The sequence below is a fragment of the Sphingomonas sp. LT1P40 genome (assembly GCF_036663835.1).
Lineage (GTDB): Bacteria > Pseudomonadota > Alphaproteobacteria > Sphingomonadales > Sphingomonadaceae > Sphingomonas.
This window is the reverse complement of record NZ_JAXOJT010000001.1, coordinates 1,565,912-1,592,354: the sequence shown is the minus strand read 5'-3', so window position 1 is coordinate 1,592,354 and position 26,443 is coordinate 1,565,912. Positions and strand designations below refer to the sequence as shown.

The window sequence follows — 26,443 nt, the reverse complement described above, 5'->3', positions numbered from 1 at the left end:
CATGGCCGAAGCGGGGGGGATTCAGCTGGGGCATGCGGTCGTGCTGCTGGGCGCGGCGGTGGTTGCAGTGCCGGTGTTTCGCAAGCTGGGGCTCGGATCGATTCTGGGCTATCTCGCCGCCGGGCTGGCGATCGGGCCATTCGGGCTGGGCATGTTCGATGATGCCGAGACGTTGTTGCACGTCGCCGAACTGGGCGTGGTCATGTTCCTGTTCGTCATCGGGCTGGAGATGCGGCCGACCAAATTATGGGGCCTGCGGCGGGCGATATTCGGCCTTGGCGCGGCGCAGGTGCTGGCGTGCGGGGCGTTGCTGACGGGCGTGGGCATCGCGGCGGGGCTGGACCCGGTGGTCGCGGCGGTGGGCGCGATGGGGTTCGTGCTGTCGTCCACCGCGGTAATCATGCAGGTGCTGGAGGAGGAGGGCGAGACCGTCGAACCTTCGGGCCAGCGCGCGGTGGCGATCCTGTTGCTGGAGGATCTGGCGATCATTCCGTTGCTGGCGCTGGTCGCGTTCTGGGCGGCGCTGAACGGCGTGGGCGGTGAGGCGACGCGCAGCGGCTGGGAAAGCATCGCCATCGGCATCGGCGCAATTGCCGTGACGATCGCGGTGGGGCGCTGGCTGCTCGATCCGTTCTTCCGCATTCTGGCGCGGTCGGGCGCGCGCGAAGTGATGACGGCGGCGGCGTTGCTGGTGGTGCTCGGCGCGGCACTGTTCATGGACTGGGCCGGGCTGTCGATGGCGATGGGTGCGTTTCTGGCAGGCGTATTGCTGTCTGAATCGACGTTCCGGCATCAGCTTGAGGCGGATGTCGAGCCGTTTCGCGGGATTTTGCTGGGACTGTTCTTCCTGTCGGTCGGCATGTCGCTCGACCTGTCGGTGGTCGCGGCGGAGTGGCGCTGGGTGCTGGCGGGCGTGGCAACGTTCATGGCGGTCAAGGCGGCGGGTATCTACGCCGTCGCGCGGCTGTTCGGCGCGTCGCATGACGAGAGTTTGAGCCGCGCGGCCCTGTTCGCGCAGGGCGGCGAGTTTGCGTTCGTCCTCTATGCGGCGGCGCTGGGCGTGGGGCTGTTCGACGCGCGGATCGGGGCGATCATGGGTGCCATCGTGATCCTGTCGATGGCGCTGACCCCGCTCGTGCTGCTGGCGATGAAGCACCGTCCCCGCAAAGCACCATCGATGGAGGGCGTCGAGACACCCGAAGGGCTGCATTCGCGTGTACTGGTGATCGGTTTCGGGCGTTTTTCACAGGTCGTGAACCAGTCGCTGCTGGCGCGGGGCGTCGATATTTCGGTGATCGAGACCGATGTCGAGATGATCCAGGTGGCGGGAACGTTCGGGTTCAAGGTCTATTATGGCGACGGCACGCGGCTGGACACGTTGCGCGCATCGGGGGCGGATCGGGCTGAGGCCATTCTGGTATGCGTGGACAAGCAGGAAGCGGCGGATCGCATCGTGGAACTGTGCCAGTCGGAGTTCCCGCAGGCGAAGCTGTACGTTCGCGCATATGACCGTGGCCATGTGCTGCGGCTGGTGAAGGCCGGGGTCGATTATCAGATCCGTGAGACGTTCGAGTCCGCGCTGGCGTTCGGGCAGGCGGTGCTGGAGGGGCTGGGTTTCGACGAGGACGACGCGGCGGACGCGGTTGCCGATGTGCGACAGCGTGACGAGGAACGGCGCGAACTGGAATTGCTCGGCGGGCTGGAAGCAGGGCGCGTGATGATCCGCAACAACACCGCAACGCCGCAGCCGGAACCGTTCGTGCGGCCGAAGCGGGCGGGACAGGTGATCGACATATCGACCGCGCCCGAGCCGATCGAAACGGGCGCACCCTGATGGAGCATGAAGGCTTCTCCCTGCTGACCAACGGGCTGCCGTTGCTCGGGTTCGGCCTGTTTTTCGTGATGCTGTTCCGGCGGCTGGGACTGGGGTCGGTGCTGGGCTTTCTGGTCGCGGGTGCGCTGGTCGGGCCGCAACTGCTTAATCTGGTGGGCGAGGGCGAGCAGCTGATGGCGGTGGCCGAACTGGGCATCGCGTTGCTGCTGTTTCTGGTCGGGCTGGAGCTGAGTCCGACGCGGCTGTGGCAGATGAAGCGGGATATCTTCGGCTTCGGTCTGGCGCAGGTCGTGCTGTGCGGAATCGCGCTGAGCGTGGTGATCGGATACGGCGCGAACTTCTCGATCGCTGCCGCTTTGGCGCTGGGGCTGCCGCTGGCGCTGTCTTCGACCGCGCAGGTGCTGCCGATGCTGCAATCGGCCGGGCGGCTGCGCACGCCATTCGGTGAGAAGGCGTTCTCGAACCTGTTGTTTCAGGACATTTCGATTGTCCCGCTCATCACGATCATCGCCGTGCTGAGCCGCAATCCGGCGGAAGCAGGTGGGCCGTCAGGGTGGCAACTCGCGCTTTATACGGTGGGAGCTATCGTCGGGCTGGTGCTGGCGGGGCGCTATATCCTGCGCCCCTTGTTCCGCCTGATCGGGCATTGGCGCGAGCGCGAGCTGTTTGTGTTCGCCGGACTGTTCACGGTGGTGGCAGCCTCGGCGCTGATGCAGACATTGGGGCTGTCGACCGCCTTGGGGGCGTTCATCGCGGGCGTGATGCTGGCGGACAGCCCGTACCGGCATGAGGTCGAGGCGGATATCGAGCCGTTCCGCTCGATCCTGCTGGGGCTGTTTTTCCTTGCCGTTGGCATGATGCTCGACCTGGGCGCGATTGCCGAGCGGCCGATCTTCGTCATTGGTATGGCGATGGCGCTGATTGCCACCAAGACGGCGGTGATTACCGCCCTTGGCATCGCATTCCGCATGCCGTGGCGGTCGGCGCTGGCGCTGGGCTTGTTGCTGAGCCAGGGCGGCGAATTCGCCTTTGTGCTGTTCGCGCAGGGGCAGGCGGCACAGCTGATCGCGCCCGAGGCGGTGAGCGTGTTCAGCGCCGTCGTCACGCTGTCGATGGCGACCACGCCGTTCCTGATGATGTTCACCAAACGCTTCCGCGCCGAGGCGGTCGAGGCGGACGGCACGCGCGAAGGGCCGGTGTCCGACGGGTCGAGCGCGCTCATCGTCGGCTATGGCCGGTTCGGGCAGACGGTCGGGCAGATGCTGGCCGCACAGGGGATCGGCGTGACGCTGATCGACACCGATATCGAGATGATCGACATTGCCGGGCAGTTCGGTGCGAAGGTCTATTATGGCGACGGCACGCGCATCGAGATGCTGCGTCAGGCGGGGGCGGGCGAAGCGCAGCTGATCCTGTTCTGCATCGACGGAGACCAGTTGAGTGGTGAGTTGATGGCGTCGGTGCATGCCGCGTTCCCCAATGCGGCGATCTTCGTGCGCTGTTACGATCGGCGCGCGGTGCTGAAACTGAAAAATGGCCCGGTTGCCGGGGTGTTCCGCGAGGTGCTGGAATCCGCAGTTGCGATGGCGCGGCAGGCGATGGCCGAAGTGGGCGTCGATGTGGACGAGATCGACCGCACCGAGACGCTCTATCGCCAGCGCGACCGCGAGCGGCTGAAGATCCAGATGGACGCAGGTGGTTTGACGGCGGCGCGCGAGCAGATCCAGGCACGGCCCGACCTTCGTTTCGGCGCAGGGCGCGAGCAGCCCGAACCGCTGCCAGATCGACCGGCGAGCGATACGGGGGCGGGGTGAAGAACCGTCCGTTCCGTGAGCGGTTGGGTTTTGCGCTGGCGGGGTTGCGCGCCGGATTTCGACGCGAGGCGAGTTTCCGCACGCAAATGGCGATAGCCGGGGTCGCACTGGTGGCGTTGTTGATCCTGCGGCCCGATCCGCTCTGGTGGGCAGTGGTCGCGGTGACGGTCGCGCTGGTGCTGGCGCTGGAACTCATCAATTCGGCGCTGGAGGCGGTGATCGATCTGCTCCACCCCGGCCTGCACCCGGAGATCAAGGCGGCGAAGGACATGCTGGCGGGCGCGGTGCTGACGATCAGTATCGCGGCATTGGTGGTCGGAATCGCGCTGATGGTGACGCAGGCGGCCGAATGGATGGAGTGGATGCGATGAACTGGCTGGCGATATTGGCGGCGCTGTCGGGGGCGGTTGCGGTGGGTGCGGGCGCGTTCGGGGCGCATGGCGCGTCGGGCGAGGCGCAGGAGTGGTTGAAGACCGGCGGGCAGTATCAGCTGATCCATGCGGTGGCGGCGCTGGTCGCGGCGCAGATGGGGGCGAAGGGGCCGGGCTGGCTGTTTGTTGCCGGCGGCGCGCTGTTCGCGGGGACGCTCTATGCGATGGCGCTGGGTGGGCCGCGTGTGCTGGGGGCGGTGACGCCGATTGGTGGGATATTGCTGATTGCCGGGTGGTTGTGGCTGGCGTGGAGCGCGGTGAGGTGATGTGCGCACGCGGCTGAGCGTTTGTCGGCGCAAGACGCGGTTCGGGTCGGAGGCGGATGCGCTGGCGGTTGCGGTGCGGGCGAGCGTGCCTTTGCGGGCCTATTGGTGCGATCGGTGTCGGCTGTTTCACCTGACCGGGCGGACGAAGAGCAAGCGGGTGGTTTGATCCATCGCATCCTTCCCTTCACGGCATGATGATTCAGCTTTAACCCCGTCACCCCGGGCTTGACCCGGGGTCCCGCTTCTTCGGGCGGTCGCCATTAGCGGGACCCCGGGTCAAGCGCGGGGTGACGCGGAAATCAGTGTGATGTCATAACGCTATAGACGCACTATTTTGCGTCGAGGATCTTCGTCACCGCGCCGACCGTCACCGGATGGTATCCGGGTTTTGCCTTTGAAAAAATGCGGCGGGCGATGGGCTCGCCCCATTCGCCCTGTGCTTTCAGCCCGCGATAGAGCGGGGTCACGAGCAGGTTGCGGCCGACGCGGGTGAGATAGACTTCCAGTGCGGGGATAATGGGATCGTAGCGGTTGGCGATGGCGAGATCGAACCATGCCGACTGGATATAGGCGTTGGTCGATTTCGTGAGGCCTAGCGCGTCGTCCAGTTCCTTCAACCGTGCGGCGGTTTGCTGGCGGGGGAGGCCGTCGAGCAGGCGTTTCCACTGCTGGGTCTGCCAGCCATTGGTATCGATGGCGGAGGCAGGGCCGCCTGCATTGAACGCGGCGAGCGCGGTATCGACCTTGGCCAGCGTGGCCGATTTCACATGGATGGCGTTTGATGGAATGCCGGGCTGATACACCCAGCGGTCGAGCTGGAGCTTGGCCTCCAGCGCGCGGTTGCCCTTGATGAGGTGCTTGCGGATATCGACAAGGAACCCGGCGCTGGTCTGTGGCTGAAAGGCGTGGCGGTTGAAATAGCCGCGCAGATACACGTCCCATTTGGCGCGGCCGACAGCCGTCTCGATGGTGCGCAGGAAGGTGCTGCCCTTGAGGTAATCGAGTTGGCCCGCGCTGTTGCCCGGATCGCTGTGAAGGCGGGTCGATTTGGCCGCGTCGCCACCCGCGTTCTTCACGTCGCGGACCATGCCGGTGTAGTCGAGGTCGGCGTAAATGGCGGCGCGCTCCTTGCCGTACAGCGCCTCCATGATCCGCGTCTCGAAATAGGTGGTGAAGCCTTCGTTCAGCCAGCTGTCGGCCCAGGTCGCGTTGGTGACGAGGTTGCCCGACCAGCTATGCGCCAATTCATGCGCGACGACATCGGTGTTCGAGCGGTCGCCGGTCAGCAGCGTGGGCGTGAGGAAGGTGAGGTTGGGATTCTCCATGCCGCCGAACGGGAAGCTGGGCGGCAGGACGAGCATGTCGTAGCGGCCCCAGCGATAGGGACCGTACAGTGCCTGTGCAGCATCGATCATCTTCTCGACATCAGCGAATTCGCTGACCGCTGCATCGAGCAGGCCGGGTTCGGACCACACGCCCGAACGTGGGCCGATCGGTTTGAACTTCAGGTCGCCGACCGCAATGGCGATCAGATAGGGCGGGACCGGCTTGTCCATGCTGAAGCGGAAACGGCGCTTTTGATGGGGCAGCAATTCGCCCCGCTCGCCGTCGCGCATCGCGCCGCTCATCACCGCGACAAAGCCGTCCGGCACGGTGATTGATGCGGACCAGGTCTGACGGATGCCAGGACTGTCCTGTGTCGGGATCCAGCTGCGGTTGTTGATCGCCTGTCCCTGGCTGAACAGATAGGGCAGTTTCTTGCCGTCGGTCTGTTCGGGCGCGAGCCATTGCAGTGCGCGAGCACCGGGCTTCGAGGTATAGGCGATGCGGATTTTCTTCGCACCGTTGAGTTCGATCGTCAGCGGGCTGCCGAGCTGCGGGTCTTTCGCGCCGACCGACCAGCCCAGTTTCACGCCGCGTTCGTCTGTGATCGCGGCGATGTCGAGGTCGAGCGTATCGAGTATGATTTGCTTGGCACCCTTCGCCGCCAGCACGTCGAGCGTTGCGGTGCCGCCGATCGTCTTGCTCGTAAAATCGACATTCAGGTCGAGGCCGACATGGGTGACGCGCGCCTCAGCGGGGCGGGCATAGGTCCACACGTCTTTCGCCTCGGGCGTGGTCAGGATTGGGGCGACCGACTGGGCGAAAGCGGGCGCGGCGGCGGTGGCGAGCAGCAAGGCTGCGAGGGACAGGATACGCATGGCGGCGTGCTAAGCCGATGGCGGGTGAACCGCAACCGAACGTGTTATTGCGGGCGACGCCAGCTGCCGGTTTCCATCCATTGTAGCAACGGCTTTAGCGGCATGATCCACACGATCCCGGTGAAGACATAGAACAGCAGCTGAAGCAGGACCGGCCAAGTGCCGATCGTCTGTGAGAAACTGGCGATCAGGACGCACCAGATGACGATCAGCGCGACGATGCCGAGCGCGCCGACGGGCTTGCGCCATGACGGGTTCACGCCGCTGCCTCGCCATAGGCGGCGGCTTCGGTAACGACTCCCTGGAGCGGCACATCCCAGCTGTCGGTGGTGAGGGATTCGACGCGCTGTACCGACCAGGCGACACCGATGCGCCAGGCATTCGGCAGACGCTCGAACACGCGGTCGTAATGGCCAGCGCCTTGGCCCAGCCGGTTGAGTTCGGCGTCAAAGGCGAGGAGCGGGGTGAGGACGATTTCGGGGTCGAGTTCGACCGCGTCGGGCGAGGGTTGTTGCAGGCCGAGCGGGCCGTCGATCAGCGGCTGGCCCGGCTCCCATGCGAAGAAGCGGACCGGATCAGCGCGGCTGGTGACATGCGGCAGAACGATGGTGCAGCCACGCGCGCGGGCTTCCCAGGCGATGGCAGTCGGGTCGGCTTCGCTGCCGACCGGGACATAGCTGGAGATGACGATACGCGGACCGAAACGCGCGACAAGTGCAGGGGGCGGCTGGATCACGCCGCCGATCGTCATGGCGAACTCGTCGCGCAACGAGCGCATCCGGGCGCGAAGGGTGCGTTTGTCATCGGTCATCTGTTGGCTTCGCTAGACGCGAAGCGGCTGCCGCACCAGCCCGCTCCCCCACCCGGCCACCCATATGGTACTGTCGTTGGGTGGCCGGGTAGGGGAGCGGGCTGGTGCGGCTCTCAGTAACGCTGACAAAAAACATGTGGCGGAACCACCATGGGCCGGTGCTAGAATATCCTCTGACGCCAAGTACGTCAGGTGGGGGCAATATGCAGCAGACCAGGATCTGCACAGGGACCGCCCCCATGGATGATGAATCGCCTCAGGGATAATCGCTAAAGCTCGTACCGGGCAGAACCGCCAACCCCTATCTAGGCGTCCGCGGGGCGATCCTCAAGGGCCGTCGCTACCGCTTCCAGCCGATCCGCGAGATTGTCTAGCAGCACCGGCGAGACGCCGGCCGGCGGATTGCGCTCGGCCTCGTCCAGCAGATCCGCGAGAATCAGGGTGAGAAACAACAGGGTCCGTTCGCCCGATACGCCGCCGGACGCGCGCTGGGCGGTGTCGGCATGCTTGTCGAGCAACTGGCCGAGGCGTTCGAGGTGAAGTTCCTCGCCGTCGCGGCAGGCGATATTGTGTGTGCGACCGGCGATGGTGAGCGCGACCTGACCCACTATTCCGCCGCCTGTTTTTCGATGAGTGCATCGAGCGCTTCGATCGCGTCCTCGACCTTTTCGCGCAGCGCGACGTGGCGGCGCTGCAACGCGTCCGCATCGAACGCGCGCTTCGCCGCCGCAGCCTCGATCCGGGCAAGGGCGCGCTCGATACGTCCGAGCGCGGGGGGTGCCGCCTCCGCCATAACTTTGGGAATAGGTGGCCTTTAGCGGGGTCGCAACCCCCGGCAGTTGACGCGCGCGCCCGCCCGCCCCATTGGCACGCCACATTCGATTCGCCGGGTCTTGGCGGGATGCGGACCCGGCATCAGGGGACTTGCCGTGACCGTTTCATTCAGTAATCGCGCCAACGCCATTCGCGCGCTTGCGATGGATGCGGTGGAAGCCGCCAATTCCGGCCATCCGGGGATGCCGATGGGCATGGCCGACGTCGCGACCGTCCTGTTCAGCGATTATCTGAAATACGACCCCGCCGATCCCAAATGGCCGGACCGCGACCGGTTCGTGCTGTCGGCCGGGCATGGTTCGATGCTGATCTACGCATTGTTGCACCTGACCGGCTATGCGCGCCCGACGATTCAGGACATCGCCAATTTCCGTAAGCTGCACTCGCCATGCGCCGGCCATCCCGAGAATTTCGAGCTTCCCGGCATCGAATGCACCACCGGGCCGCTGGGTCAGGGGCTGGCGATGGCGGTGGGCATGGCGATTGCCGAGCGCCATCTGAACGCCGTGTTCGATGAATCGCTGGTCGATCACCGCACCTGGGTCATCGCGGGCGACGGGTGCCTGATGGAAGGGATCAACCACGAGGCGATCGGGATCGCCGGGCATCTGAAGCTCGGGCGGCTGATCGTGTTGTGGGACGACAACAACATCACCATCGACGGCAAGGTATCGCTGTCGTCGAGCGAGGATATTCCGGCGCGCTATGAGGCGACGGGCTGGCATGTCGTCGAGTGTGACGGGCATGATCCGGCAAGCATCGCGGCGGCATTCGACGCGGCGATTGCGGACGAGCGACCTTCGCTGGTCCGCTGCACGACGATCATCGGCAAGGGTGCGCCAAACAAGCAGGGCACGTCGGCGACGCATGGCGCGGCGCTGGGTGGGGCCGAAGTTGCGGCGGCGCGCGAGACTTTGGGCTGGAGCCACGCGCCGTTCGAGGTGCCGGATGATATTCGCGCGGCATGGCTTGAGGCTGGCAAACGTGGCGCGGAACCGCATGCGGTGTGGCAGGAGCGGCTGGCAAGCCATTCGGGTCGTGTCGAATTCGAACGGCGCATGGCGGGCGACATCGACCTGGCCAAGGCTGCGGAAGCGGCATTCGGCGAGTGGGACAAGATGCCCGCATCGGTCGCCAGCCGGAAATCGTCCGAGCTGGTGCTGGAGCAGCTGACCAAAGCGTTCCCCGAGATGATCGGCGGGTCGGCCGATCTGACCGGATCGAACAACACCAAGACCAAGGCGACCGGGCCGCTGACCGCGTCGGACTATGCCGGTCGCTACCTTTATTACGGGATCCGCGAATTCGGCATGGCGGCGGCGATGAACGGGATGGCGCTGCATGGCGGCGTGGTGCCGTTCGGCGGCACCTTCCTGGTGTTCAGCGACTATTGCCGCCCGGCGATCCGGTTGTCGGCGCTGCAGAATGCGCGGGTCATCTATGTGATGACGCATGATTCGATCGGATTGGGCGAGGACGGGCCGACGCACCAGCCGATCGAGCATGTCCAGAGCCTGCGCATGGTTCCCAACCTCGACGTCTATCGCCCGTGCGACGCGGTCGAGGTGGCGGAGGCGTGGGCGCTGGCGATTGCGAAGAAGGACGGGCCGTCGCTGCTGGCGCTGAGCCGCCAGAATCTCGATCAGGTGCGTACTGGTGGCACGATGCTGACAGAGAAGGGCGGCTATCGCATTCGTGCGGCGGACGCGGCGCGCAAGGTCGTGCTGATCGCTACCGGCTCCGAAGTGCAAGTCGCGGTCGGCGTGCGGGAGGCGCTGGAGGCGCAGGGGATCGGTGCGGATGTCGTGTCGATGCCATGCACGTCGCGCTTCGATGCGCAGGATGCGGACTATCGTAATGACGTGCTGCCACGCGACGTTTTGCGCGTCTCGATCGAGGCGGGCACGACCTTCGGCTGGGAACGCTATACGATGGTCGACGGGCTGCGCTTCGGCATCGACCGCTATGGCGCGTCGGCCCCGATCAAGGATCTGTACGAGTATTTCGGGCTGACCCCCGACGCGATCAGCGCAAAAATTCTTGAGAAACTGAAAGTCCTGGGAGACGGCGAATGACGAAGGTTGCGATCAACGGTTTCGGACGTATCGGTCGGCTGGTGGCGCGTGCCATCCTGGAGCGGCCCGACAGCGGGCTGGAGCTGGTGACGATCAACGACCTGGCCGATGCCAAGTCGAACGCTTGGCTGTTCAGCCGTGACAGCGTCCACGGCAAATATCCCGGCACGGTCGAGGCTGACGGCGACGACATTGTCATCGACGGCAAGCGCATCAAGGTGACCAAGGAGCGCGATCCCGCCAACCTGCCGCATGCCGCCAACGGCGTCGATCTGGTGCTGGAATGCACCGGCTTCTTCACCGACCGCGCGAGCTGCGAGAAGCACATCGCGGCGGGCGCGAAGAAGGTGCTGATCTCCGCACCCGGCAAGGGCGTCGATTTGACCGTCGTCTATGGCGTTAATCACGACAAGATCGAGGCTGGTCACACGATCGTCTCCAACGCATCGTGCACGACCAACTGCCTGGCCCCGGTTGCCAAGGTGCTGAACGACAGCATCGGGATCGAGCGCGGGCTGATGACCACGGTCCATGCCTATACCAACGACCAGAAGATTCTGGATCAGATCCATGAGGATCCGCGTCGCGCGCGTGCCGCCGCGATGAACATCATTCCGACCACCACCGGGGCCGCGCGCGCCGTCGGGGAAGTGTTGCCTGAGCTGAAGGGTCGGCTGGACGGTTCGGCGATCCGCGTGCCGGTTCCCGATGGCAGCCTGGTCGACCTGACCTTCACGCCAAAGCGCGACACGAGCCGGGAAGAGGTCAACGCGATCCTGAAGGCGGCGTCGGAAAGCGGGCCGCTGAAGGGCGTGCTGGTCTATTCGGACGAACCGCTGGTATCGATCGATATCGTCCATACGCCCGCGTCTTCGACGATCGACAGCCTGGAGACGACGGTGATGGACGGCAAGCTGGTCCGCGTGGTCAGCTGGTACGACAATGAATGGGGCTTCTCCAACCGCATGGTCGACACCGCCGGCGTGATGGCGAAGTTGGGCTGAATGGGTCGGATCGCCGGAATCGCCCGCCACCCGTTTTCCCGCGCGCCGATGGAGACCATCGATCGCGCGCGGGTGACGCTGGAGGGGGGCATATCCGGCGATTTTCGCGGCGGCATGAAGGGCAAGCCGCATCGGCGACAGGTGTCGCTGATCGAAGCGGGCGACTGGGCCGCGGCAATGGCCGAGGTCGGGCATAACATCCCGTGGGAACAGCGTCGCGCGAATCTGTTGGTCGAGGGGTTGGATTTGCCGCAGACTTCGGGCGTGCGGCTGCGGATCGGGGCCGACGTCGTACTGGAAGTGTGTCGTGAGACCGATCCTTGCGACCGGATGGAAGCACTCGCGGAAGGATTGCGCGCGGCGCTGACGCCCGACTGGCGCGGTGGTGCGTGTACGATGGTGATCGCCCCGGGCGAAATCGCGGTGGGCGACGAGATCAGGATCGAAATATGAGCCGAGCTTTCAAGACGCTGGACGATATGGGCGATGTGACCGGCAAGCGCGTGCTTGTCCGCGAGGATCTGAACGTGCCGATGGCCGATGGCGCGGTGACCGACGACACGCGCTTTCGCGCGACCGTGCCGACCGTGACCGAACTGGCGGATCGCGGCGCGATCGTGCTGGTGCTCGCGCATTTCGGGCGACCCAAGGTGCCAAGCCCGGAGAACTCGCTGGCGCTGCTGGTTCGCCCGTACAGCCAGGTGCTGGGTCGCCCGGTACGCTATATTGACTGGGAGGGCGATGCCGAGGCGGTGGCGACGTTGCAGCCCGGCGATATCGCGGTGCTGGAGAATACGCGCTTCTTTGGCGGTGAGGAAAAGAACGATCCGGCGACGGTCGATCGGTTCGCCGCGCTGGGCGATTTTTACGTCAACGACGCCTTCTCCGCCGCGCACCGCGCGCATGCATCGACCGAAGGTCTGGCGCACAAGCTGCCCGCCTTTGCGGGGCGCGCGATGGAGAAGGAGCTCGATGCGCTCGACAAGGCGCTCGGCAATCCCGAGCATCCGGTGGTCGCCGTGGTCGGTGGCGCGAAGGTCTCAACCAAGCTCGACGTGCTGCGGCAAATGGTCGGCAAGGTCGATCATCTGGTGATCGGCGGCGGCATGGCCAACACGTTCCTCGCCGCGCGCGGCGTGGATGTCGGCAAGTCGCTGTGCGAGCATGATCTGGTCGATACCGCCAACGCGATCTTCGACACGGCGGAGAAGGCCAATTGCACGATCCATCTGCCCTATGACGTGGTGGTGTCGAAGGAGTTCGCGGCGAACCCGGCGAGCCTGCGCACCTGCAACGTCCATGAGGTGGCGAGTGACGAGATGATCCTCGATGTCGGCCCCGCCGCGACAGAGGCGCTGGGCGATGTGCTCAAAAATTGCCGGACTCTGGTCTGGAACGGCCCGCTCGGTGCGTTCGAGACGCCGCCGTTCGACACCGCAACGATGGCGCTGGCCCGCACCGTCGCCGCGCTGACCAAGGAGGGGTCGCTGGTCTCGGTCGCGGGCGGTGGCGACACCGTCGCGGCGCTCAATCAGGCGGGCGTCGCCGACGACATCACGTTCGTATCGACCGCTGGCGGCGCGTTCCTTGAATGGATGGAGGGCAAGGAATTGCCCGGCGTCGCGGCGTTGCATGACTGAGCCCGCACCCGGCATCGGCGAGCCGCGCGTCCGCGCGCTGTTCGCCACGCCGGTGATCGCCGAAATCTGGCCTGATGCGCCGAAGTGGAATGCGGCGCTGAAACAGGCGATTCTGACGCGCAGCACGCAGGATCGCGGGGTCGCCAAGTCCAATCTGCACGGCTGGCAGTCCGGCACCGATCTCGATCGCTGGGGCGGAGAAGCGGCGCAGGCGCTGCGCGACCATGCCATCGCGCGGGCAAAGGAATTTGCAGTCGATATGCGAGCTGACAGCCGCGGAATCGAATGGGTCGCGGAAATGTGGGCCAATGTCTCCAAACGGGGGGCGGCGAACCAGACACATGCGCACCCCGGCAGTTTCTGGTCGACGGTCTATTATGTCGATGACGGCTATGCCGGATCGCCGGATAAGGCGCTGGGCGGCGAGCTCTCGTTCCTCGACCCGCGCTTTCCGATGGTTAGGATGGCGGCACCCGATCTGCGTTTTCGCCGCGACGACGGCAGCGTGGACAATCAGGAAGTGTGGATGCGTCCGCGCGCCGGATTGGTGGTGATGTTTCCGTCATGGCTCATGCATTCGGTGCGGCCCTATGCAGGGGCGGGCACGCGCATCTCGATCGCGATCAACGTTCTGGCGCGCGAAGCATGACCGCGCCCGCCGTCCAGCAATTCTTCGAGACGCCGCTGATCGAGGTATCGATCGCCGCGCCGGATGAGGCGGCGGTAGTGGCTGCGGCACTGCGTCTGGCCGAACGTTATACGCTGGATGTCAGCCAGCCCGCCGCGCCGCGCTTTGCGTGGGTGGCGGCTGCGCAGACGGTGGTAGTCGAGCCGGGTATGGTCCAGCCGCTGGCGACCTCGCCCGGCGATTTCTGGGTCGCGGCATGCTGCATCGATGCGGGTGGCGGCGGGGGTGGCCTGATGATCGAGGATCCGCGCGCGGCGACGGCGGCGGCGGGGGTGCCGGGGCTGGACGTGTCGGCGGACCCGCCGGTCGAAACGATTGCACCGGTCGCGGGCGGTCTGACGATGTTTCAGGCGTTCCTGCGTCACGGTCTGTGCAACGACGGCGCGACCCCGCAACGCTGGGTGTTCGTTGGCCTGCGCGCAAAGCCGGTCTGACAGCTTTCATCTGGCAGCGTTGTCAGGGTTTTCAGCCGCGCAAGTCGCTGCAATAGCGCCACGCAGCCACCACGCGACTCACGAAGCCGCAACCGAGAAAAGCCGAAATCAGGGGACCGGAGCCACAATGAATACTGCCGAGATGACCGCCAAGATCGCCGAAGGTAACGGCTTCATCGCAGCGCTGGACCAGAGCGGCGGCTCGACGCCAAAGGCGCTGACGGGCTATGGCATCGACGAGAGCGCCTATGACGGCGACGAGGCGATGTTCGGGCTGATCCACGACATGCGCAGCCGCATCATCACCTCACCCTGCTTCACCGGCGACAAGGTCATCGGCGCGATCCTGTTCGAGCGGACGATGGATGGACAGGTCGATGGGAAACCGACCCCGGCGGCGCTGATCGAGCGCGGCGTGGTGCCGTTCATCAAGATCGACAAGGGGCTGGAGGCTGAGGCGAACGGCGTTCAACTGATGAAGCCGATGCCGGAGCTGGACGCGCTGCTGGTCAAGGCGAAGGCGCTGGGCGTGTTCGGCACCAAGGAGCGATCGGTCATCAACCTCGCCAACCGCGATGGCATTGCCGCGATCGTCAGGCAGCAGTTCGAGATCGGTCAGCAGGTGCTGAGCCACGGCATGATGCCGATGCTTGAGCCGGAACTGAACATCAAATCGCCTGAACGCGCCGAGGCGGAAGTGATCCTGCTAGACGAGTTGCTCAAGGCGCTCGACGCGATGTCGGGCGAGGACAAGGTGATGCTGAAGCTGTCGATTCCCGCGGCGTCGGGCCTGTTCGATCCGCTGGTCGATCATCCGCGCGTGCTTCGTGTCGTTGCGCTCTCGGGCGGGTTCGCGCGGCCCGAGGCGTGCGCTGAACTGGCCAAGAATCGCGGAATGATCGCCAGCTTCAGCCGTGCGCTGCTCGAGGACCTGCGCCACGGCATGAGCGCGGATGAATTCGACGCATCGCTTGGCGGCGCGATCGACGACATTCACGGCGCATCGACGCGCAAGACGGTCACCGTCTAACCACGCTTCCCCCGGTCTCGGCTCTGGGTTAGGGCGGCGGACAAGGGGAGCGGTATGGCGGGCATCGCATTTTCGGACCGGCGATTCTGGGCATTTGCGATCGGCGTGATCGCGGTGACGGTGGGTGTCGTCCTGCATCTGCCGATGTTCTGGATGGGGAAGTCGATGGGCTTCCGTATGGCGGGCATGCCGATGGACAGCGGCATGATCTGGGGCATGGGGCTGATTATCGCGGGCGTCGGGGTGGCGGCCTATGGCCTGCTGCCGCGCGGTTTGTCGCAGCAGATGGCGGCGTCGAGCGAGATCGAGGTGGCGGCGCCCGAGGATGCGCCGTTGTCATGGGCGCACTGGCGGCTGATGGCCGTGCTGGTCGTCGCACTCATCATCGACATCATGAAGCCCGCCAGCCTGGGCTTCACGATTCCGGGCATGATCCGTGAATATGGCATTCCCCGCGCGACCGTGTCGCTGGTGCCGTTCTTCGCGCTGTGCGGAACGGTCGTGGGGTCGTTCGTGTGGGGCTGGGTCGCCGATATCTATGGGCGCAAGGCGTCGATCCTGTTGTCGGCGGTGATGTTCGTCGGCACCTCGATCTGTGGGGCGATGCCGTCGCTCGCGTGGAATATCGGCATGTGTTTCATGATGGGCGCGGCGGCGGGCGGCATGCTGCCGGTCACTTATGCGCTGCTGGCGGAGATGATGCCGAGCCGACATCGCGGGTGGAGCCTGGTGCTGGTCGGCGGGCTGGGCGCAGTTGGGGGCTATGCCGCGGCGAGTTTGATCGCGACATGGCTGGAGCCGATCTTCAGCTGGCGCATCTTGTGGCTTGCCAATTTGCCGAGCGGGCTGATGCTGGTGTTGCTGGGTGGGCTGATCCCCGAATCGGCAAAGTTTCTGATGGCGCGCGGACGGGTCGCCGAGGCGCAGAAGGTGATGGCGGCGTTCGGATCGGCGGTGCGCAAGGTCGCGGCGGCGGAAGTGACACGCCGCGCAGCAACCGCATTGTCGGGTCGCGCCTTTGCGGGGAAGCTGGCGGCGCTGAGCCTGATCGCAATCTGTTGGGGACTGGTCAATTTCGGGTTGCTGTTGTGGCTGCCCGCCGAACTGGTGGCGCGTGGATACAGCATGAAGGTCTCGAGCGGGCTACTCGCGTCATCGGCGCTGATCGCGCTGCCGACGGTGTTTCTGGTCGCATGGATCTATCATGCGTGGAGCACGAAGAATTCGCTGATCGTGGCGATTCTGGTGACGCTGGCGGGGCTGGGCGGGGTGTTGTGGCTTGACCAGTCGGGCGGTGGCAGTCCGGTGCTGCCGGTCGCGCTGCTGATCGTCGGGAGCAATGCGATTATCGCGATGCTGCTGCCCTATGCCGCCGAGAGCTTTCCGCTGCGCATTCGCGGGCGTACGACCGGTTGGATCGCGGCATGCAGCAAGCTGGGCGGGGTGATGGCGCAAATCTTGAGCATCATGGCGATCGTGCCGACGCTGGGCACCTCGGCGTGGCTGATCGCGCTGCCGACGAGCCTCTCGCTGCTGTTGCTATGGCGTTACGGCAAGGAAACGCGCGGGCGCGACCTGCGCGATCTCGATCCTAGCGCCGAAGCTCGAACGTAAAGCGATAGGGGGCCGGCCGCTTTGGCTGGGTGCCTGCCATCTTCTCGGGTGTCACCGATGACAAATGGAGATTGCCCCCTGCAACAGGCGTCGAATCGCCAAGCATCAAATCGGTCACGCGGGTTCTTTTACCGTCGCGTAGCGTGAACCGGACAACGACCCGGCCTGCCCAGACACAGCGCGCGTTCATCGGGCAGCGGCTGTCTTCGACGACACGTTCTGGACGAACACGGACCATACCAATGCGGCTCCACTTGCCAATCCGGGCCGGTGTCGAGGCGAGCGCACGCTCTGGGCGGGGGGGCGCCTTGTCGTCGCAGACGGCTGCAAGGGCGATCGGGAGTAGGAGCGCACAAATCATTCATGACAGATGCGCCGGTTCGCATGAGCATGCAATGAACCGCTTCCGGTTGCGCGCTCTCCAGCCTATCAGCCGGGCATGGATGAAGACGCACTCCCGCCGCTCGGCCCCGAATTTGCCGCACAATTTGTGCGCGACGACCGCAAGCCAGCCTGCCAGCTCTATCTGATCTCGCCGCTCGACGTGTCGGGCGGGTTCGTCGATCGGCTGGCGCGGGCGCTGGATGCGGGGCCGGTCGCGGCGTTCCAGTTCCGCGTGAAGGGTGTCGATCAACACGAGGCGGCAAAGCTGGCCGAACCCTTGCAGCTTCTGTGTGCCGACCGCGACGTCGCTTTCATCATCAACGACAGCATCGCGCTGGCGAAGCGACTAGGCGCAGACGGCGTGCATCTGGGGCAGGGCGACGGCGATCCGCGTGAGGCGCGCAGTGTGCTGGGTCCGGCGGCACAGATCGGCGTGACGTGCCACGACAGTCGCCATCTGGCGATGGAGGCCGGAGAGGCGGGGGGGGACTATGTCGCGTTCGGCGCATTCTTCCCGACGACGACCAAAGACACCCATCACCGTCCCGACCCCGCGATCCTGTCATGGTGGAGCACGGTGTTCGAGATTCCCAGCGTCGCGATCGGTGGCATCACGCCGGACAATGCCGCGCCACTGGTGAGCGCGGGCGCGGATTTCCTGGCGGTGTCGAGCGCGGTGTGGAACGGCGACGAGGCCGAGGCGGTGCTGCGGTTTCAGGCGGTGCTGGCCGGAAGCAGATAGGGAGACGGGGCATGCTCGATCGGGTGTTCACGGTAGTCGCAGGCCGCATCTCCGCTTTTGCGGGCCAGCCGGTGGCGTTCGTGCTGGCGTTTGTCGCAATCCTGATCTGGGGCGTGACCGGGCCGTTCTTCGGCTATTCGGACACGTGGCAGCTGGTGGTGAACACATCGACTACCATCGTCACCTTCCTGATGGTTTTCCTGATCCAGAATTCGCAGAACCGCGATGCGGCAGCGATGCAGGCTAAGCTGGACGAACTGATCCGGGCATTGGCCGAAGCACGCAATGAGTTTATCGGCATCGAGCACAAGAGCGATGTCGAGATAGAGAAAATTCGCCACGCAATCGAGGAGGAATGTCGCGTCGAGGGTATTCCGGTGGACGTCGAACACCCGGCGGAAACCGTCGCGCGGCTGCGCGATCGGTACTGACACGGAAACCGCTCGCGCACTGACACGTTATCCCACCGTAACAAGACGGAGAGTATGTGTGCGTAAGGTGCTGGCGGGATTGATTGGGGTAGTGGCGATTGCGGCGGGAAGCGCTGCGGTCGGGCAGGCGCAATCGGGTGCGCCAAAGACCTCGGCTAAGGGATCGGCACTTAGCCGCGATATCCTGCATGTTCAAGTGATCCTCGACCATCTGGGGTTTTCGCCGGGCATTCTGGACGGCCGCGAGGGGCAGTCGCTGACGGCTGCGCTGAAGGGGTTTCAGATCGCGCGGCAATTGCCGGTAACGGGCAAGATCGATGCGCGGACGCTGAGCGCGCTGCATCAGCATCGCGCGATCCGCCCGACCCGCATCCTGCGGCTGACACCGGAGATGCTGTCCGGCCCCTATGTACGCCCGTTTCCGAAAGAACCCGCTGCACAGGCGAAGCTGAAGGCGCTGGGCTATCGCTCGTCGATCGAGAAGCTGGCGGAGATGTATCACACCACGCCGGAGGTGCTGATCGAGTTGAACACGCCCGACACGCGCCTGACTCCCGGCGTGCCGGTTCAGTTTCCCGGTGTCGCCCCGGCGTCACGCGACTATCCCGCCAGCATGAAACCCGAATGGCGCAAGACGCTGACCGATCTGAACGTCAGCGCGGTTCAGCCCAAGGCGGGGCGGATTGTGGTCGACAAGTCGGACAAGGTGCTGCGCGTGTTCGGCAAGGACGGCAAGCTGGTCGCGCAGTTCAGCGCGAGCATGGGCAGCACCAACGATCCGTTGCCGATCGGCAGCTGGAAGATCAACGGCGTCGCGCCCAATCCCGATTTCCACTATAATCCAAAGCTGTTCTGGGATGTCAGCGACAAGAAACCCGATGCGCTGCTCCCGCCCGGGCCGAACAACCCGGTCGGCGTGGTATGGATCGACCTGTCGAAGGAGCATTACGGCATTCACGGCACCCCTGAACCGCAGAATATCGGGCGCACGCAAAGCCATGGCTGCATCCGCCTGACCAATTGGGATGCCGCGCGGCTTGCTCTGATGGTTGAGCCGGGGACGGCGGCGGTGTTTCAGGAATGAACCCCGTGCGCGTCACGTTGTGGACGCTGGCGGGCGTGATGGTCGCGGCGCTGGTGTTCCTCGCCGCGACGATCCGCGTGGTCGATCCGCAGCGAGGAGCGGCTGAGGTGACTGCGCCGCTGGTCGCTGAGCCGACGGTGAAAATGGCGCCCGCCGTGACGTCTCCAACCGTTAGCGGCCCGGTCCCGGCGCTGATCGTGCCGGTTACCGGTATCGATGTGCGCAGCCTGCGCAGCAACTGGGGCGACGCGCGGGGCGGCGGCACGCGGGCGCATCAGGGGCTGGATATCATGGCACCCGGTGGGACGCCGGTCGTGGCGGCTGCCGACGGCACCGTGGAGAAGCTGTATTTCTCCGAAGGTGGGGGCGGTATTTCGCTCTACGAGCGGTCAGTCGACGGGCGCTGGATGCTCTATTACGCGCACCTCGCTAGCTATGCCGATGTGCGCGAGGGACAGCGCGTTCGGGCGGGCGACTTGCTCGGCTATGTCGGCGATACTGGCAATGCCGGGGCGGGCAATTATCACCTCCATTTCGGAATGGCGATGATGGCACCGGGTGAGCGCTGGCATCAGGGCACGCCGGTCGATCCTTATCCGCTGCTTGCGGGAAAGCGGTCGGGCAGCTAAGGGCCGCCCCTGTTCTTTCTCAGCACTAGGCAAGATCCCATGAAGATCAGCGGCGTGGACATCCGTCCCGGCAACATCATCGAATATGAAAACGGCATCTGGCGCGCGGTCAAGATCCAGCACACCCAGCCCGGCAAGGGTGGCGCCTATATGCAGGTCGAGATGAAGAACCTGCGCGACGGTCGCAAGAACAACGTCCGCTTCCGCTCGGCGGAATCGGTCGAGCGCGTGCGGCTCGACACCAAGGATTTCCAGTTCCTGTTCGCGGACGGCGAGAGCCTCGTCTTCATGGACAAGATCACTTACGACCAGACCACATTGCCTCGCGACCTGCTGGGCGACGCCGCGGCGTTCCTGCAGGACGGGATGGACGTGGTCATGGAATTGTATGACGACGATCCCATCAGCGTGCAGCTGCCCGACACGATCGAAGCGATGATCGTCGAGGCCGACGCGGTGGTGAAAGGCCAGACGGCATCGTCGAGCTACAAGCCCGCGATCCTGGAAAATGGCGTACGCGTAATGGTGCCGCCGCATATCGGCGCGGGCACGCGGATCGTGGTCGATGTGTACGAGCAGACCTACGTCAAGCGGGCTGACTGACTTTCTTAGCCCTCTCCCGCCCTCGCGGGAGAGGGTTGGGTGAGGGTCTTCTTCTTGTGTCTGCCGATGACGCAGAAAGAAGGCCCTCACCGCCGCGACTGGGTCCGCGTGAAGAACGCGAACCAAGTCTCGCTGCCTCTCCCGCGAAAGCGGGAGAGGGAATTATGGAGCAATTGCCTTGGTTTCCCATTCTGGCCTCGTCACTGTCATGGAGCGCGCCTGTCGCAAGGCGGGGCCACGGTTGCGCCGTGACTTCAACGAGGTTCAGAACCTTCAGGTGTCGCGCAAAGGACCGGCCGACTTCGTGTCGATCGCCGACAAGCGCGCGGAAGACACGCTGATCGAGGAGCTGCAAAAGGCGCGGCCCGACTGGGGTTTCCTGGTCGAGGAGCGCGGCGAGATTCCGGGCGACCCGAACAAGCCGCGCTGGATCATCGATCCGCTCGACGGCACCACCAACTTCCTTCACGGCATTCCCCATTTCGCTATATCGATCGCGGTCGAGGATCCGTTCGGGTCGCAGGGCAAGCCCGAGATCACGCACGGTTACATCTATCACCCGATCACTGACGAGAGTTTTTGGGCCGAAAAGGGCCGGGGCGCGTGGTTGCAGGATCAGCGGCTGCGGGTGTCGGCGCGCAAGGACCTGGCCGATGCACTGATCGCAACCGGCATCCCGTTTCTCGGCCATGGCAATTTCGCCGAGTGGAGCCGCATCTTCGGCGCGGTCGCGCCCGAAGTCGCGGGTATCCGTCGCAACGGCGCCGCATCGCTGGACATGGCATGGGTCGCGGCGGGGCGCTTCGACGGGTTTTGGGAGAGCGATCTCCAGCCATGGGACATCGCCGCGGGCCTGCTGATCGTGAAGGAAGCCGGCGGCTTCGTCACCGATTTTCGCGGGCAGGAGGTTTCGCTGGCGAAGGGGCAAGTGCTGGCCGCGAACGACGCGCTGCAGTCTAAGCTGCACAAGCTGGTCGGCGGGGCGCTGCGCAACGCGTAACCGGCTTAGTCGGCGTAAACTTCCGTTCGGAACTGCCCCAGCAGTCTTGACCAAATATCGAGGTAATCGACAAAGAGCGGGCGAGGAATGCCTTCGGGTTCGATGTTCACGTCCATTTCAAGTATGGGATCGCCTTCTTTGTCGAGATAGGCGCGCACGAACCGCTTTTTGCTGTTCCATGCGTTGATTTTTTCGGCGGTCATTTTGGTGCCGGTGAAGCCAGCATAGAATTGCACGGACTGACAGTCTTTTCCCTTGGTGCAATCGTTGAATAGCAGGTCAAATTTTGCCCCGCCTGCGCCGCTGCGGATAAAGGGGCTTTCCTCCGCTTTCACGGGTTCGACATTTGCCTGATATCCTTCAGCGCGGAGAAGTTCGGCGATTAGTTGCGGGTCGCGGACCATCAACGTCTGCGCGTCCGCCGGTGCTGCAACAGCCATGCAGGTCATGACTGCCAAAGTTGTCAAAGACGCCTGCAATTTCATCAATCCGCCCTCATCGAGAATCGTCCGTTCATCAGCATAGTCGTGGCAACGACCATCGAGCCAGCGTTCTAATTGCGAGTGATTCTCACGGGTTTCCGCCCTTGTCCGCGTGCAGCCACGGGCCTAAAGCGACCCCTAGATTCCGCAACCGCGAGAAGCGTCTTGGTCGACCTGTTAGAATATTTGCCGATCCTGCTGTTCCTGGGCGTGGCGATCGTGCTGTCGAGCGCGTTCGTGTTCCTGCCGATGGTCGCGGCGCGCTTTACCGGTGCGCATCAGCCGACTCCGGAAAAGCTGACCGAATATGAGTGCGGCTTTCCCGCGTTCGAGGATTCGCGCAGCCAGTTCGACGTGCGATTCTACCTGATCGCGATCCTGTTCATCATCTTCGATCTGGAAGCGGCGTTCCTGTTTCCATGGGCGGTGACGGTGTTCGATCTGGGCTGGGCAGCGTGGATTTCGATGATGATCTTTATCGGTGAGCTTGCACTTGGCCTGGCCTATGCCTGGAAAGTCGGCGCGCTGGATTGGGAATGACAATGAGCCAGACTTCTCCGATCCTGAATGCCCAAGGCCAGCCGATGGTCGCCCCCGGTGGCGCGATCGTCCCGCCGGATCAGACCTTCTTCAACGACTTGAACGGCGAACTGAACGACAAGGGTTTCCTCGTCACCTCGACCGAGGATCTGTTTACCTGGGCGCGCACGGGTTCTTTGTGGTGGATGACGTTCGGGCTAGCATGCTGCGCGGTCGAGATGATCCATGTGAATATGCCGCGTTACGACATGGAGCGCTTTGGTGCCGCGCCGCGCGCATCGCCGCGCCAGTCGGACGTGATGATCGTGGCGGGTACGCTCTGCAACAAGATGGCCCCGGCGCTGCGCCGTGTTTACGACCAGATGTCGGAGCCGAAATACGTCGTCTCGATGGGCAGCTGTGCCAATGGCGGCGGCTATTACCATTATAGCTACAGCGTGGTTCGCGGATGCGACCGGATCGTGCCGGTGGACATCTATGTCCCGGGTTGCCCGCCGACCGCCGAGGCGTTGCTGTACGGCATCATGCAGCTGCAGCGGAAGATCCGCCGCGTGGGTACGGTGACGCGGTGAAGGCGCCCGCTCCGAAATATGCCGCAAACGACGGCGTGATCGCGGCGGCGACGGCTGCGCTGGGCGATATGCTGATCGAGGCGACCGATCTGGTCGGCGAGATCAACCTGACCGTGCGCCGCGATACGCTTGTCCCGGCGATGATCGCGCTGCGCGACAATCCGTTGCTGCAATATCAGGCGCTGATGGAGATGGCCGGGGTCGATTACCCGGCGCGGGCCGAGCGGTTCGACGTGGTCTATATGCTGCTGAGCTATACCCGCAATCACCGCATCCGCGTGCGCGTGACGACGGATGAGGTGCAGGCGGTGCCCTCGGTGACGGGCATCTGGCCGGTCGCCGGGTGGCTGGAGCGCGAAGTGTACGACATGTACGGCGTGCTGTTCGACGGCAACAGCGACCTGCGCCGTATCCTGACCGATTACGGCTTTCGCGGGCATCCGCAGCGCAAGGATTTCCCGCTCAGCGGCTTTGTCGAGTTGCGTTACTCGGAGGCCGACAAGCGCGTGGTGTATGAGCCGGTGCAGCTGGCGCAGGATTTCCGTAATTTCGATTTCATGAGCCCGTGGGAAGGCGCGCAGTACGTGCTGCCAGGCGACGAAAAGGCGCCAGCGGCCCCCGCCGCCGCGCCCGCTCCCGCTGCGCCCACCGCCAAGGGCGCGCCGACGCCCGCGAGTGCCGAGCAGGTGAAGGAGGCTGACAACTCCGACAAGCCGGTGAAGTCGCGCACCAAAACGCCCAAGACCACCGAGACCGCCGCGCAGACCGGCGCCGGTGAGCCGCATCCGGGCAACAAGCGTAAATCCAAGCCCAAGGATCCGGACGTCGTCCCGACAAAGGGCAAGGGGCAGAACCAGTAATGGCCGAGTATCTCGACGAAATCGAACGCCGCACCGATGCGAGCGACCCGTCCGTTGGCGACACCGAAATCGCCAATTACACGATCAATTTCGGCCCGCAGCATCCGGCGGCGCATGGCGTGTTGCGGCTGGTCATGGAGCTGGATGGCGAGATCATCGAGCGGATCGACCCGCATGTCGGGCTGCTCCATCGCGGCACCGAGAAGCTGATCGAGTACAAGACCTATACCCAGGCGCTGCCGTACATGGATCGCCTGGATTATTGCTCGCCGCTGGCGATGGAGCACAGCTTCGTGCTGGCGGTCGAGAAGCTGCTGGACATCGAAGTGCCGGTGCGCGCGCAATATCTGCGCGTGTTCTTTGCCGAGCTGACGCGCATCTGCAATCACATGCTGAACCTCGGTTCGCACGTCATGGACGTGGGCGCGATGACCCCGAATTTGTGGATGTTCGAAATCCGCGAGGATTGCCTGAACTTCTTCGAGCGCATGTCCGGCGCGCGCATGCATCACAATTACCTGCGGCCCGGCGGGGTGCATCAGGACGTGCCGCTGAAGCTGCTGACCGATATTGCCGACTGGCTCGACACGCGGTTGCCGCGCTTGTTCGGCGACGCGATTTCGCTGGTGGCGGAGAACCGAATCTTCAAGCAGCGCAACGTCGATATCGCGATCGTCAGCCGCGACGACGCGATCAAATGGGGCTTTTCCGGCCCGATGATCCGGGGCGCGGGCGTGCCGTGGGATCTGCGCAAGTCGCAGCCATACGACGTCTATGACCGCATGGATTTCGAGATTCCGGTGGGGACGCGGGGCGATTGCTACGATCGCTTCATGGTCCGCGTCGAGGAAGTCTATCAGTCCGCGCGCATCATGAAACAGTGCCTGAACGAGATGCCGAGCGGGCCAATCGCGTCGCTCGACCGCAAGGTGGTCCCGCCGAAGCGCGCCGAGATGAAAAGCTCGATGGAAGCGCTGATCCACCACTTCAAACTCTATACCGAGGGTTTTCACGTCCCGGCGGGCGAAGTCTATGTCGCGACCGAAAGCCCCAAGGGCGAGTTCGGCATCTACATGGTCAGCGACGGGTCGAACAAACCCTATCGCTGCAAGATCCGCCCGACCGCGTTCAGCCATTTGCAGGCGATGGACTTCATGTCGCGCGGGCATATGCTGGCGGACACGACGGCGATCCTTGGCGCGATGGATATTGTGTTCGGGGAGTGTGACCGTTGACTCGTGAAGCCGCCCTCTCGATCCGTCGATGGGCAATGGCGTTGACCGCGCTGATCGGAGCGGGCGCTTGGTCGATAGAACTCCTTGAAGTGAAAGCGGCCTCGTGGCTGGTAATCACTGGCTCCTTGGCGCTTATTATTACGTTCTGGACGGCCGTAATCCTGACTTTGAAACTCCGCTCGCCAACTTGGCCTCTGGAAAACGCGCATGGCTGACCACAAACCCATCGAAGACACCCCCGAACTTCGCGCGCGCTGGGGCGCGTTTGCGTGGGATGCGGAGCGGGCCGCCAAGGCGAAGACGATCCGCGCGCGCTATCCCGCGGGGCGGCAGCAGAGCTGCACCATCCCCTATCTCGATCTGGCGCAGCGTCAGGTGGGGGCGGAGACGAATACGCAGGGCTGGCTGCCGATCCCGGTGATCGAATTCGTCGCGCGCGAACTGGACCTGCCGGTGATCCGCGTGCTGGAGGTCGCGAGCTTCTACACGATGTTCAACCTGCATCCGGTCGGCAAATATCATGTGCAGGTGTGCGGCACGACGCCGTGCTGGCTGCGCGGATCGGACGATGTGTTCGCGGCGTGCAAGAACCGTGGCCTCGCCAAGGGCAAGACCACGCCGGACGGCTTGTTCACGCTGACCGAGGTCGAATGCATGGGCAATTGCGCGTCCGCGCCGATGGTCCAGATCAACGATGATAATTACGAAGACCTCGACTACGACCGAACCTCCGCGATCCTTGACGCGCTGGCCAAGGGCGAGACGCCCAAGGCCGGGACGCAGGAGCCGGGTCGGCATACGGTGGAGCCAAGCGGCGGACCTACGAGCCTCAAGGAAATGGTCGACGCCAACCACGATTATCGCGGGGAATGGGCATGACCGAACCCGTCAAGGCCGGTCTGCCGCTGCTCGGCATCGTCTTCCTGGCGCTGGCGATCTTCAAATTTGTTCAGGGCGAGTCCTGGGTCGTCTGGCTGATCCTGGGAATCATCTTTGGCGGTCTGCGCATCTTCGCATCGAAAAGGGACGTGGCATGAACAAGAACACGATCGTCACGATCCTTGCCATCATCGGCGGCATTGTCGTTTTGGGCTGGGTGCTGAAACTGGCATTCAAGCTGTTCATCCCGCTGCTGCTGGTCGGCGTCGGCGTCGCGATTTACCTCGCGGTGAAGGACAATAAGCGGATCGGCGGGCCGAAATGAA

32 protein-coding genes are annotated in these 26,443 nt (G+C 64.4%); 26 read left to right on the top strand and 6 right to left on the bottom strand.

Annotated features, from left to right (window positions below):
* The first annotated feature begins 1 nt into the window (after position 1).
* From U1702_RS07920 to U1702_RS07905, 4 genes are read left to right on the top strand one after another with little or no spacing between them, the layout of a single operon-like run.
* The gene (locus U1702_RS07920; protein WP_332723476.1) at positions 2–1,834 is read left to right on the top strand and encodes a monovalent cation:proton antiporter-2 (CPA2) family protein; all 1,833 of its coding nucleotides are present in this window, start codon (positions 2–4) and stop codon (positions 1,832–1,834) included.
* The gene (locus U1702_RS07915; RefSeq protein WP_332723475.1) at positions 1,834–3,648 is read left to right on the top strand and encodes a cation:proton antiporter domain-containing protein; all 1,815 of its coding nucleotides are present in this window, start codon (positions 1,834–1,836) and stop codon (positions 3,646–3,648) included. The genes U1702_RS07920 and U1702_RS07915 overlap by 1 nt, the downstream gene beginning before the upstream one ends.
* On the top strand, positions 3,645–4,019 hold the full coding sequence (locus U1702_RS07910; RefSeq protein WP_332723474.1) for a diacylglycerol kinase: 375 nt from the start codon (positions 3,645–3,647) through the stop codon (positions 4,017–4,019). The genes U1702_RS07915 and U1702_RS07910 overlap by 4 nt, the downstream gene beginning before the upstream one ends.
* Positions 4,016–4,345, top strand: a complete 330-nt coding sequence (locus U1702_RS07905; protein WP_332723473.1) for a DUF423 domain-containing protein — start codon at positions 4,016–4,018, stop codon at positions 4,343–4,345. Before U1702_RS07910 ends, U1702_RS07905 begins: the two co-directional genes overlap by 4 nt.
* 329 nt (positions 4,346–4,674) lie before the next feature.
* Here U1702_RS07905 and U1702_RS07900 read toward each other — a convergent pair whose 3' ends face one another.
* From U1702_RS07900 to U1702_RS07880, 5 genes are all read right to left on the bottom strand, one after another.
* A complete protein-coding gene (locus tag U1702_RS07900; protein ID WP_332723472.1) occupies positions 4,675–6,546 on the bottom strand; it encodes a M1 family metallopeptidase in 1,872 nt (623 codons plus the stop codon).
* 44 nt (positions 6,547–6,590) lie between these two features.
* Positions 6,591–6,806, bottom strand: a complete 216-nt coding sequence (locus U1702_RS07895; RefSeq protein WP_332723471.1) for a DUF2842 domain-containing protein — start codon at positions 6,804–6,806, stop codon at positions 6,591–6,593.
* A complete protein-coding gene (locus U1702_RS07890) occupies positions 6,803–7,357 on the bottom strand; it encodes a 5-formyltetrahydrofolate cyclo-ligase (RefSeq protein WP_332723470.1) in 555 nt (184 codons plus the stop codon). Before U1702_RS07890 ends, U1702_RS07895 begins: the two co-directional genes overlap by 4 nt.
* A gap of 305 nt (positions 7,358–7,662) precedes the next feature.
* Positions 7,663–7,965: a cell division protein ZapA gene (locus tag U1702_RS07885; RefSeq protein ID WP_332723469.1), complete on the bottom strand. Its 303-nt coding sequence runs from the start codon at positions 7,963–7,965 to the stop codon at positions 7,663–7,665.
* Positions 7,965–8,150 (bottom strand): hypothetical protein, encoded by a 186-nt coding sequence (locus U1702_RS07880; RefSeq protein ID WP_332723468.1) that lies wholly within the window; start codon positions 8,148–8,150, stop codon positions 7,965–7,967. Before U1702_RS07880 ends, U1702_RS07885 begins: the two co-directional genes overlap by 1 nt.
* A gap of 136 nt (positions 8,151–8,286) precedes the next feature.
* Here U1702_RS07880 and tkt point away from each other — a divergent pair, with 136 nt between their 5' ends.
* The 14 genes from tkt (at position 8,287) to U1702_RS07810 (ending at position 21,549) form a co-directional block, all read left to right on the top strand.
* Positions 8,287–10,266, top strand: coding sequence for a transketolase (gene tkt / locus U1702_RS07875; protein ID WP_332723467.1), 1,980 nt, complete (start codon positions 8,287–8,289; stop codon positions 10,264–10,266).
* The gene (gene gap, locus U1702_RS07870) at positions 10,263–11,270 is read left to right on the top strand and encodes a type I glyceraldehyde-3-phosphate dehydrogenase (RefSeq protein ID WP_332723466.1); all 1,008 of its coding nucleotides are present in this window, start codon (positions 10,263–10,265) and stop codon (positions 11,268–11,270) included. Before tkt ends, gap begins: the two co-directional genes overlap by 4 nt.
* The gene (locus U1702_RS07865; protein ID WP_332723465.1) at positions 11,271–11,723 is read left to right on the top strand and encodes an MOSC domain-containing protein; all 453 of its coding nucleotides are present in this window, start codon (positions 11,271–11,273) and stop codon (positions 11,721–11,723) included.
* A complete protein-coding gene (locus U1702_RS07860; RefSeq protein WP_332723464.1) occupies positions 11,720–12,910 on the top strand; it encodes a phosphoglycerate kinase in 1,191 nt (396 codons plus the stop codon). Before U1702_RS07865 ends, U1702_RS07860 begins: the two co-directional genes overlap by 4 nt.
* On the top strand, positions 12,903–13,559 hold the full coding sequence (locus tag U1702_RS07855; protein ID WP_332723463.1) for a 2OG-Fe(II) oxygenase family protein: 657 nt from the start codon (positions 12,903–12,905) through the stop codon (positions 13,557–13,559). The genes U1702_RS07860 and U1702_RS07855 overlap by 8 nt, the downstream gene beginning before the upstream one ends.
* Positions 13,556–14,032, top strand: coding sequence for a hypothetical protein (locus U1702_RS07850; protein WP_332723462.1), 477 nt, complete (start codon positions 13,556–13,558; stop codon positions 14,030–14,032). The genes U1702_RS07855 and U1702_RS07850 overlap by 4 nt, the downstream gene beginning before the upstream one ends.
* Before the next feature lie 127 nt (positions 14,033–14,159).
* Positions 14,160–15,062, top strand: a complete 903-nt coding sequence (locus tag U1702_RS07845; RefSeq protein WP_332723461.1) for a fructose bisphosphate aldolase — start codon at positions 14,160–14,162, stop codon at positions 15,060–15,062.
* Positions 15,063–15,116: 54 nt separating this feature from the next.
* Positions 15,117–16,676, top strand: coding sequence for an MFS transporter (locus tag U1702_RS07840; RefSeq protein ID WP_332723460.1), 1,560 nt, complete (start codon positions 15,117–15,119; stop codon positions 16,674–16,676).
* A gap of 439 nt (positions 16,677–17,115) precedes the next feature.
* Positions 17,116–17,802, top strand: coding sequence for a thiamine phosphate synthase (gene thiE / locus U1702_RS07835; RefSeq protein WP_332723459.1), 687 nt, complete (start codon positions 17,116–17,118; stop codon positions 17,800–17,802).
* 11 nt (positions 17,803–17,813) lie between these two features.
* The gene (locus tag U1702_RS07830) at positions 17,814–18,233 is read left to right on the top strand and encodes a low affinity iron permease family protein (protein ID WP_332723458.1); all 420 of its coding nucleotides are present in this window, start codon (positions 17,814–17,816) and stop codon (positions 18,231–18,233) included.
* A 58-nt stretch (positions 18,234–18,291) separates the two neighbouring features.
* The gene (locus U1702_RS07825) at positions 18,292–19,317 is read left to right on the top strand and encodes a L,D-transpeptidase family protein (protein ID WP_443026810.1); all 1,026 of its coding nucleotides are present in this window, start codon (positions 18,292–18,294) and stop codon (positions 19,315–19,317) included.
* Positions 19,314–19,946, top strand: coding sequence for a M23 family metallopeptidase (locus tag U1702_RS07820; protein WP_443026809.1), 633 nt, complete (start codon positions 19,314–19,316; stop codon positions 19,944–19,946). The genes U1702_RS07825 and U1702_RS07820 overlap by 4 nt, the downstream gene beginning before the upstream one ends.
* A gap of 39 nt (positions 19,947–19,985) precedes the next feature.
* A complete protein-coding gene (gene efp, locus U1702_RS07815) occupies positions 19,986–20,549 on the top strand; it encodes an elongation factor P (RefSeq protein ID WP_332723456.1) in 564 nt (187 codons plus the stop codon).
* Between the two features lie 178 nt (positions 20,550–20,727).
* Positions 20,728–21,549 carry an inositol monophosphatase family protein gene (locus U1702_RS07810; RefSeq protein ID WP_332723455.1) on the top strand — a complete coding sequence of 274 codons (822 nt, stop codon included), beginning with the start codon at positions 20,728–20,730 and terminating at the stop codon, positions 21,547–21,549.
* Positions 21,550–21,554: 5 nt separating this feature from the next.
* On the opposite strand, the gene U1702_RS07805 is transcribed toward U1702_RS07810, so the two are convergent.
* Positions 21,555–22,034 (bottom strand): YbjN domain-containing protein, encoded by a 480-nt coding sequence (locus U1702_RS07805; RefSeq protein WP_332723454.1) that lies wholly within the window; start codon positions 22,032–22,034, stop codon positions 21,555–21,557.
* Between the two features lie 162 nt (positions 22,035–22,196).
* On the opposite strand from U1702_RS07805, the gene ndhC reads away from it, so the two are divergent.
* Genes ndhC through U1702_RS07765 form a run of 8 tightly spaced genes read left to right on the top strand, consistent with a single transcriptional unit; the run spans position 22,197 to position 26,442 of the window.
* Positions 22,197–22,571 (top strand): NADH-quinone oxidoreductase subunit A, encoded by a 375-nt coding sequence (ndhC, locus tag U1702_RS07800; RefSeq protein ID WP_332723453.1) that lies wholly within the window; start codon positions 22,197–22,199, stop codon positions 22,569–22,571.
* Positions 22,572–22,615: 44 nt separating this feature from the next.
* A complete protein-coding gene (locus U1702_RS07795; protein ID WP_332724639.1) occupies positions 22,616–23,143 on the top strand; it encodes a NuoB/complex I 20 kDa subunit family protein in 528 nt (175 codons plus the stop codon).
* Positions 23,140–24,003: an NADH-quinone oxidoreductase subunit C gene (locus U1702_RS07790; protein ID WP_332723452.1), complete on the top strand. Its 864-nt coding sequence runs from the start codon at positions 23,140–23,142 to the stop codon at positions 24,001–24,003. The genes U1702_RS07795 and U1702_RS07790 overlap by 4 nt, the downstream gene beginning before the upstream one ends.
* A complete protein-coding gene (locus tag U1702_RS07785; RefSeq protein ID WP_332723451.1) occupies positions 24,003–25,238 on the top strand; it encodes an NADH-quinone oxidoreductase subunit D in 1,236 nt (411 codons plus the stop codon). Before U1702_RS07790 ends, U1702_RS07785 begins: the two co-directional genes overlap by 1 nt.
* Positions 25,235–25,453 carry a hypothetical protein gene (locus tag U1702_RS07780; RefSeq protein ID WP_332723450.1) on the top strand — a complete coding sequence of 73 codons (219 nt, stop codon included), beginning with the start codon at positions 25,235–25,237 and terminating at the stop codon, positions 25,451–25,453. Before U1702_RS07785 ends, U1702_RS07780 begins: the two co-directional genes overlap by 4 nt.
* The gene (locus tag U1702_RS07775; RefSeq protein WP_332723449.1) at positions 25,446–26,117 is read left to right on the top strand and encodes a complex I 24 kDa subunit family protein; all 672 of its coding nucleotides are present in this window, start codon (positions 25,446–25,448) and stop codon (positions 26,115–26,117) included. The genes U1702_RS07780 and U1702_RS07775 overlap by 8 nt, the downstream gene beginning before the upstream one ends.
* Positions 26,114–26,275: a hypothetical protein gene (locus U1702_RS07770; protein ID WP_332723448.1), complete on the top strand. Its 162-nt coding sequence runs from the start codon at positions 26,114–26,116 to the stop codon at positions 26,273–26,275. The genes U1702_RS07775 and U1702_RS07770 overlap by 4 nt, the downstream gene beginning before the upstream one ends.
* Positions 26,272–26,442 carry a hypothetical protein gene (locus U1702_RS07765; protein WP_332723447.1) on the top strand — a complete coding sequence of 57 codons (171 nt, stop codon included), beginning with the start codon at positions 26,272–26,274 and terminating at the stop codon, positions 26,440–26,442. The genes U1702_RS07770 and U1702_RS07765 overlap by 4 nt, the downstream gene beginning before the upstream one ends.
* Position 26,443: the final 1 nt, after the last annotated feature.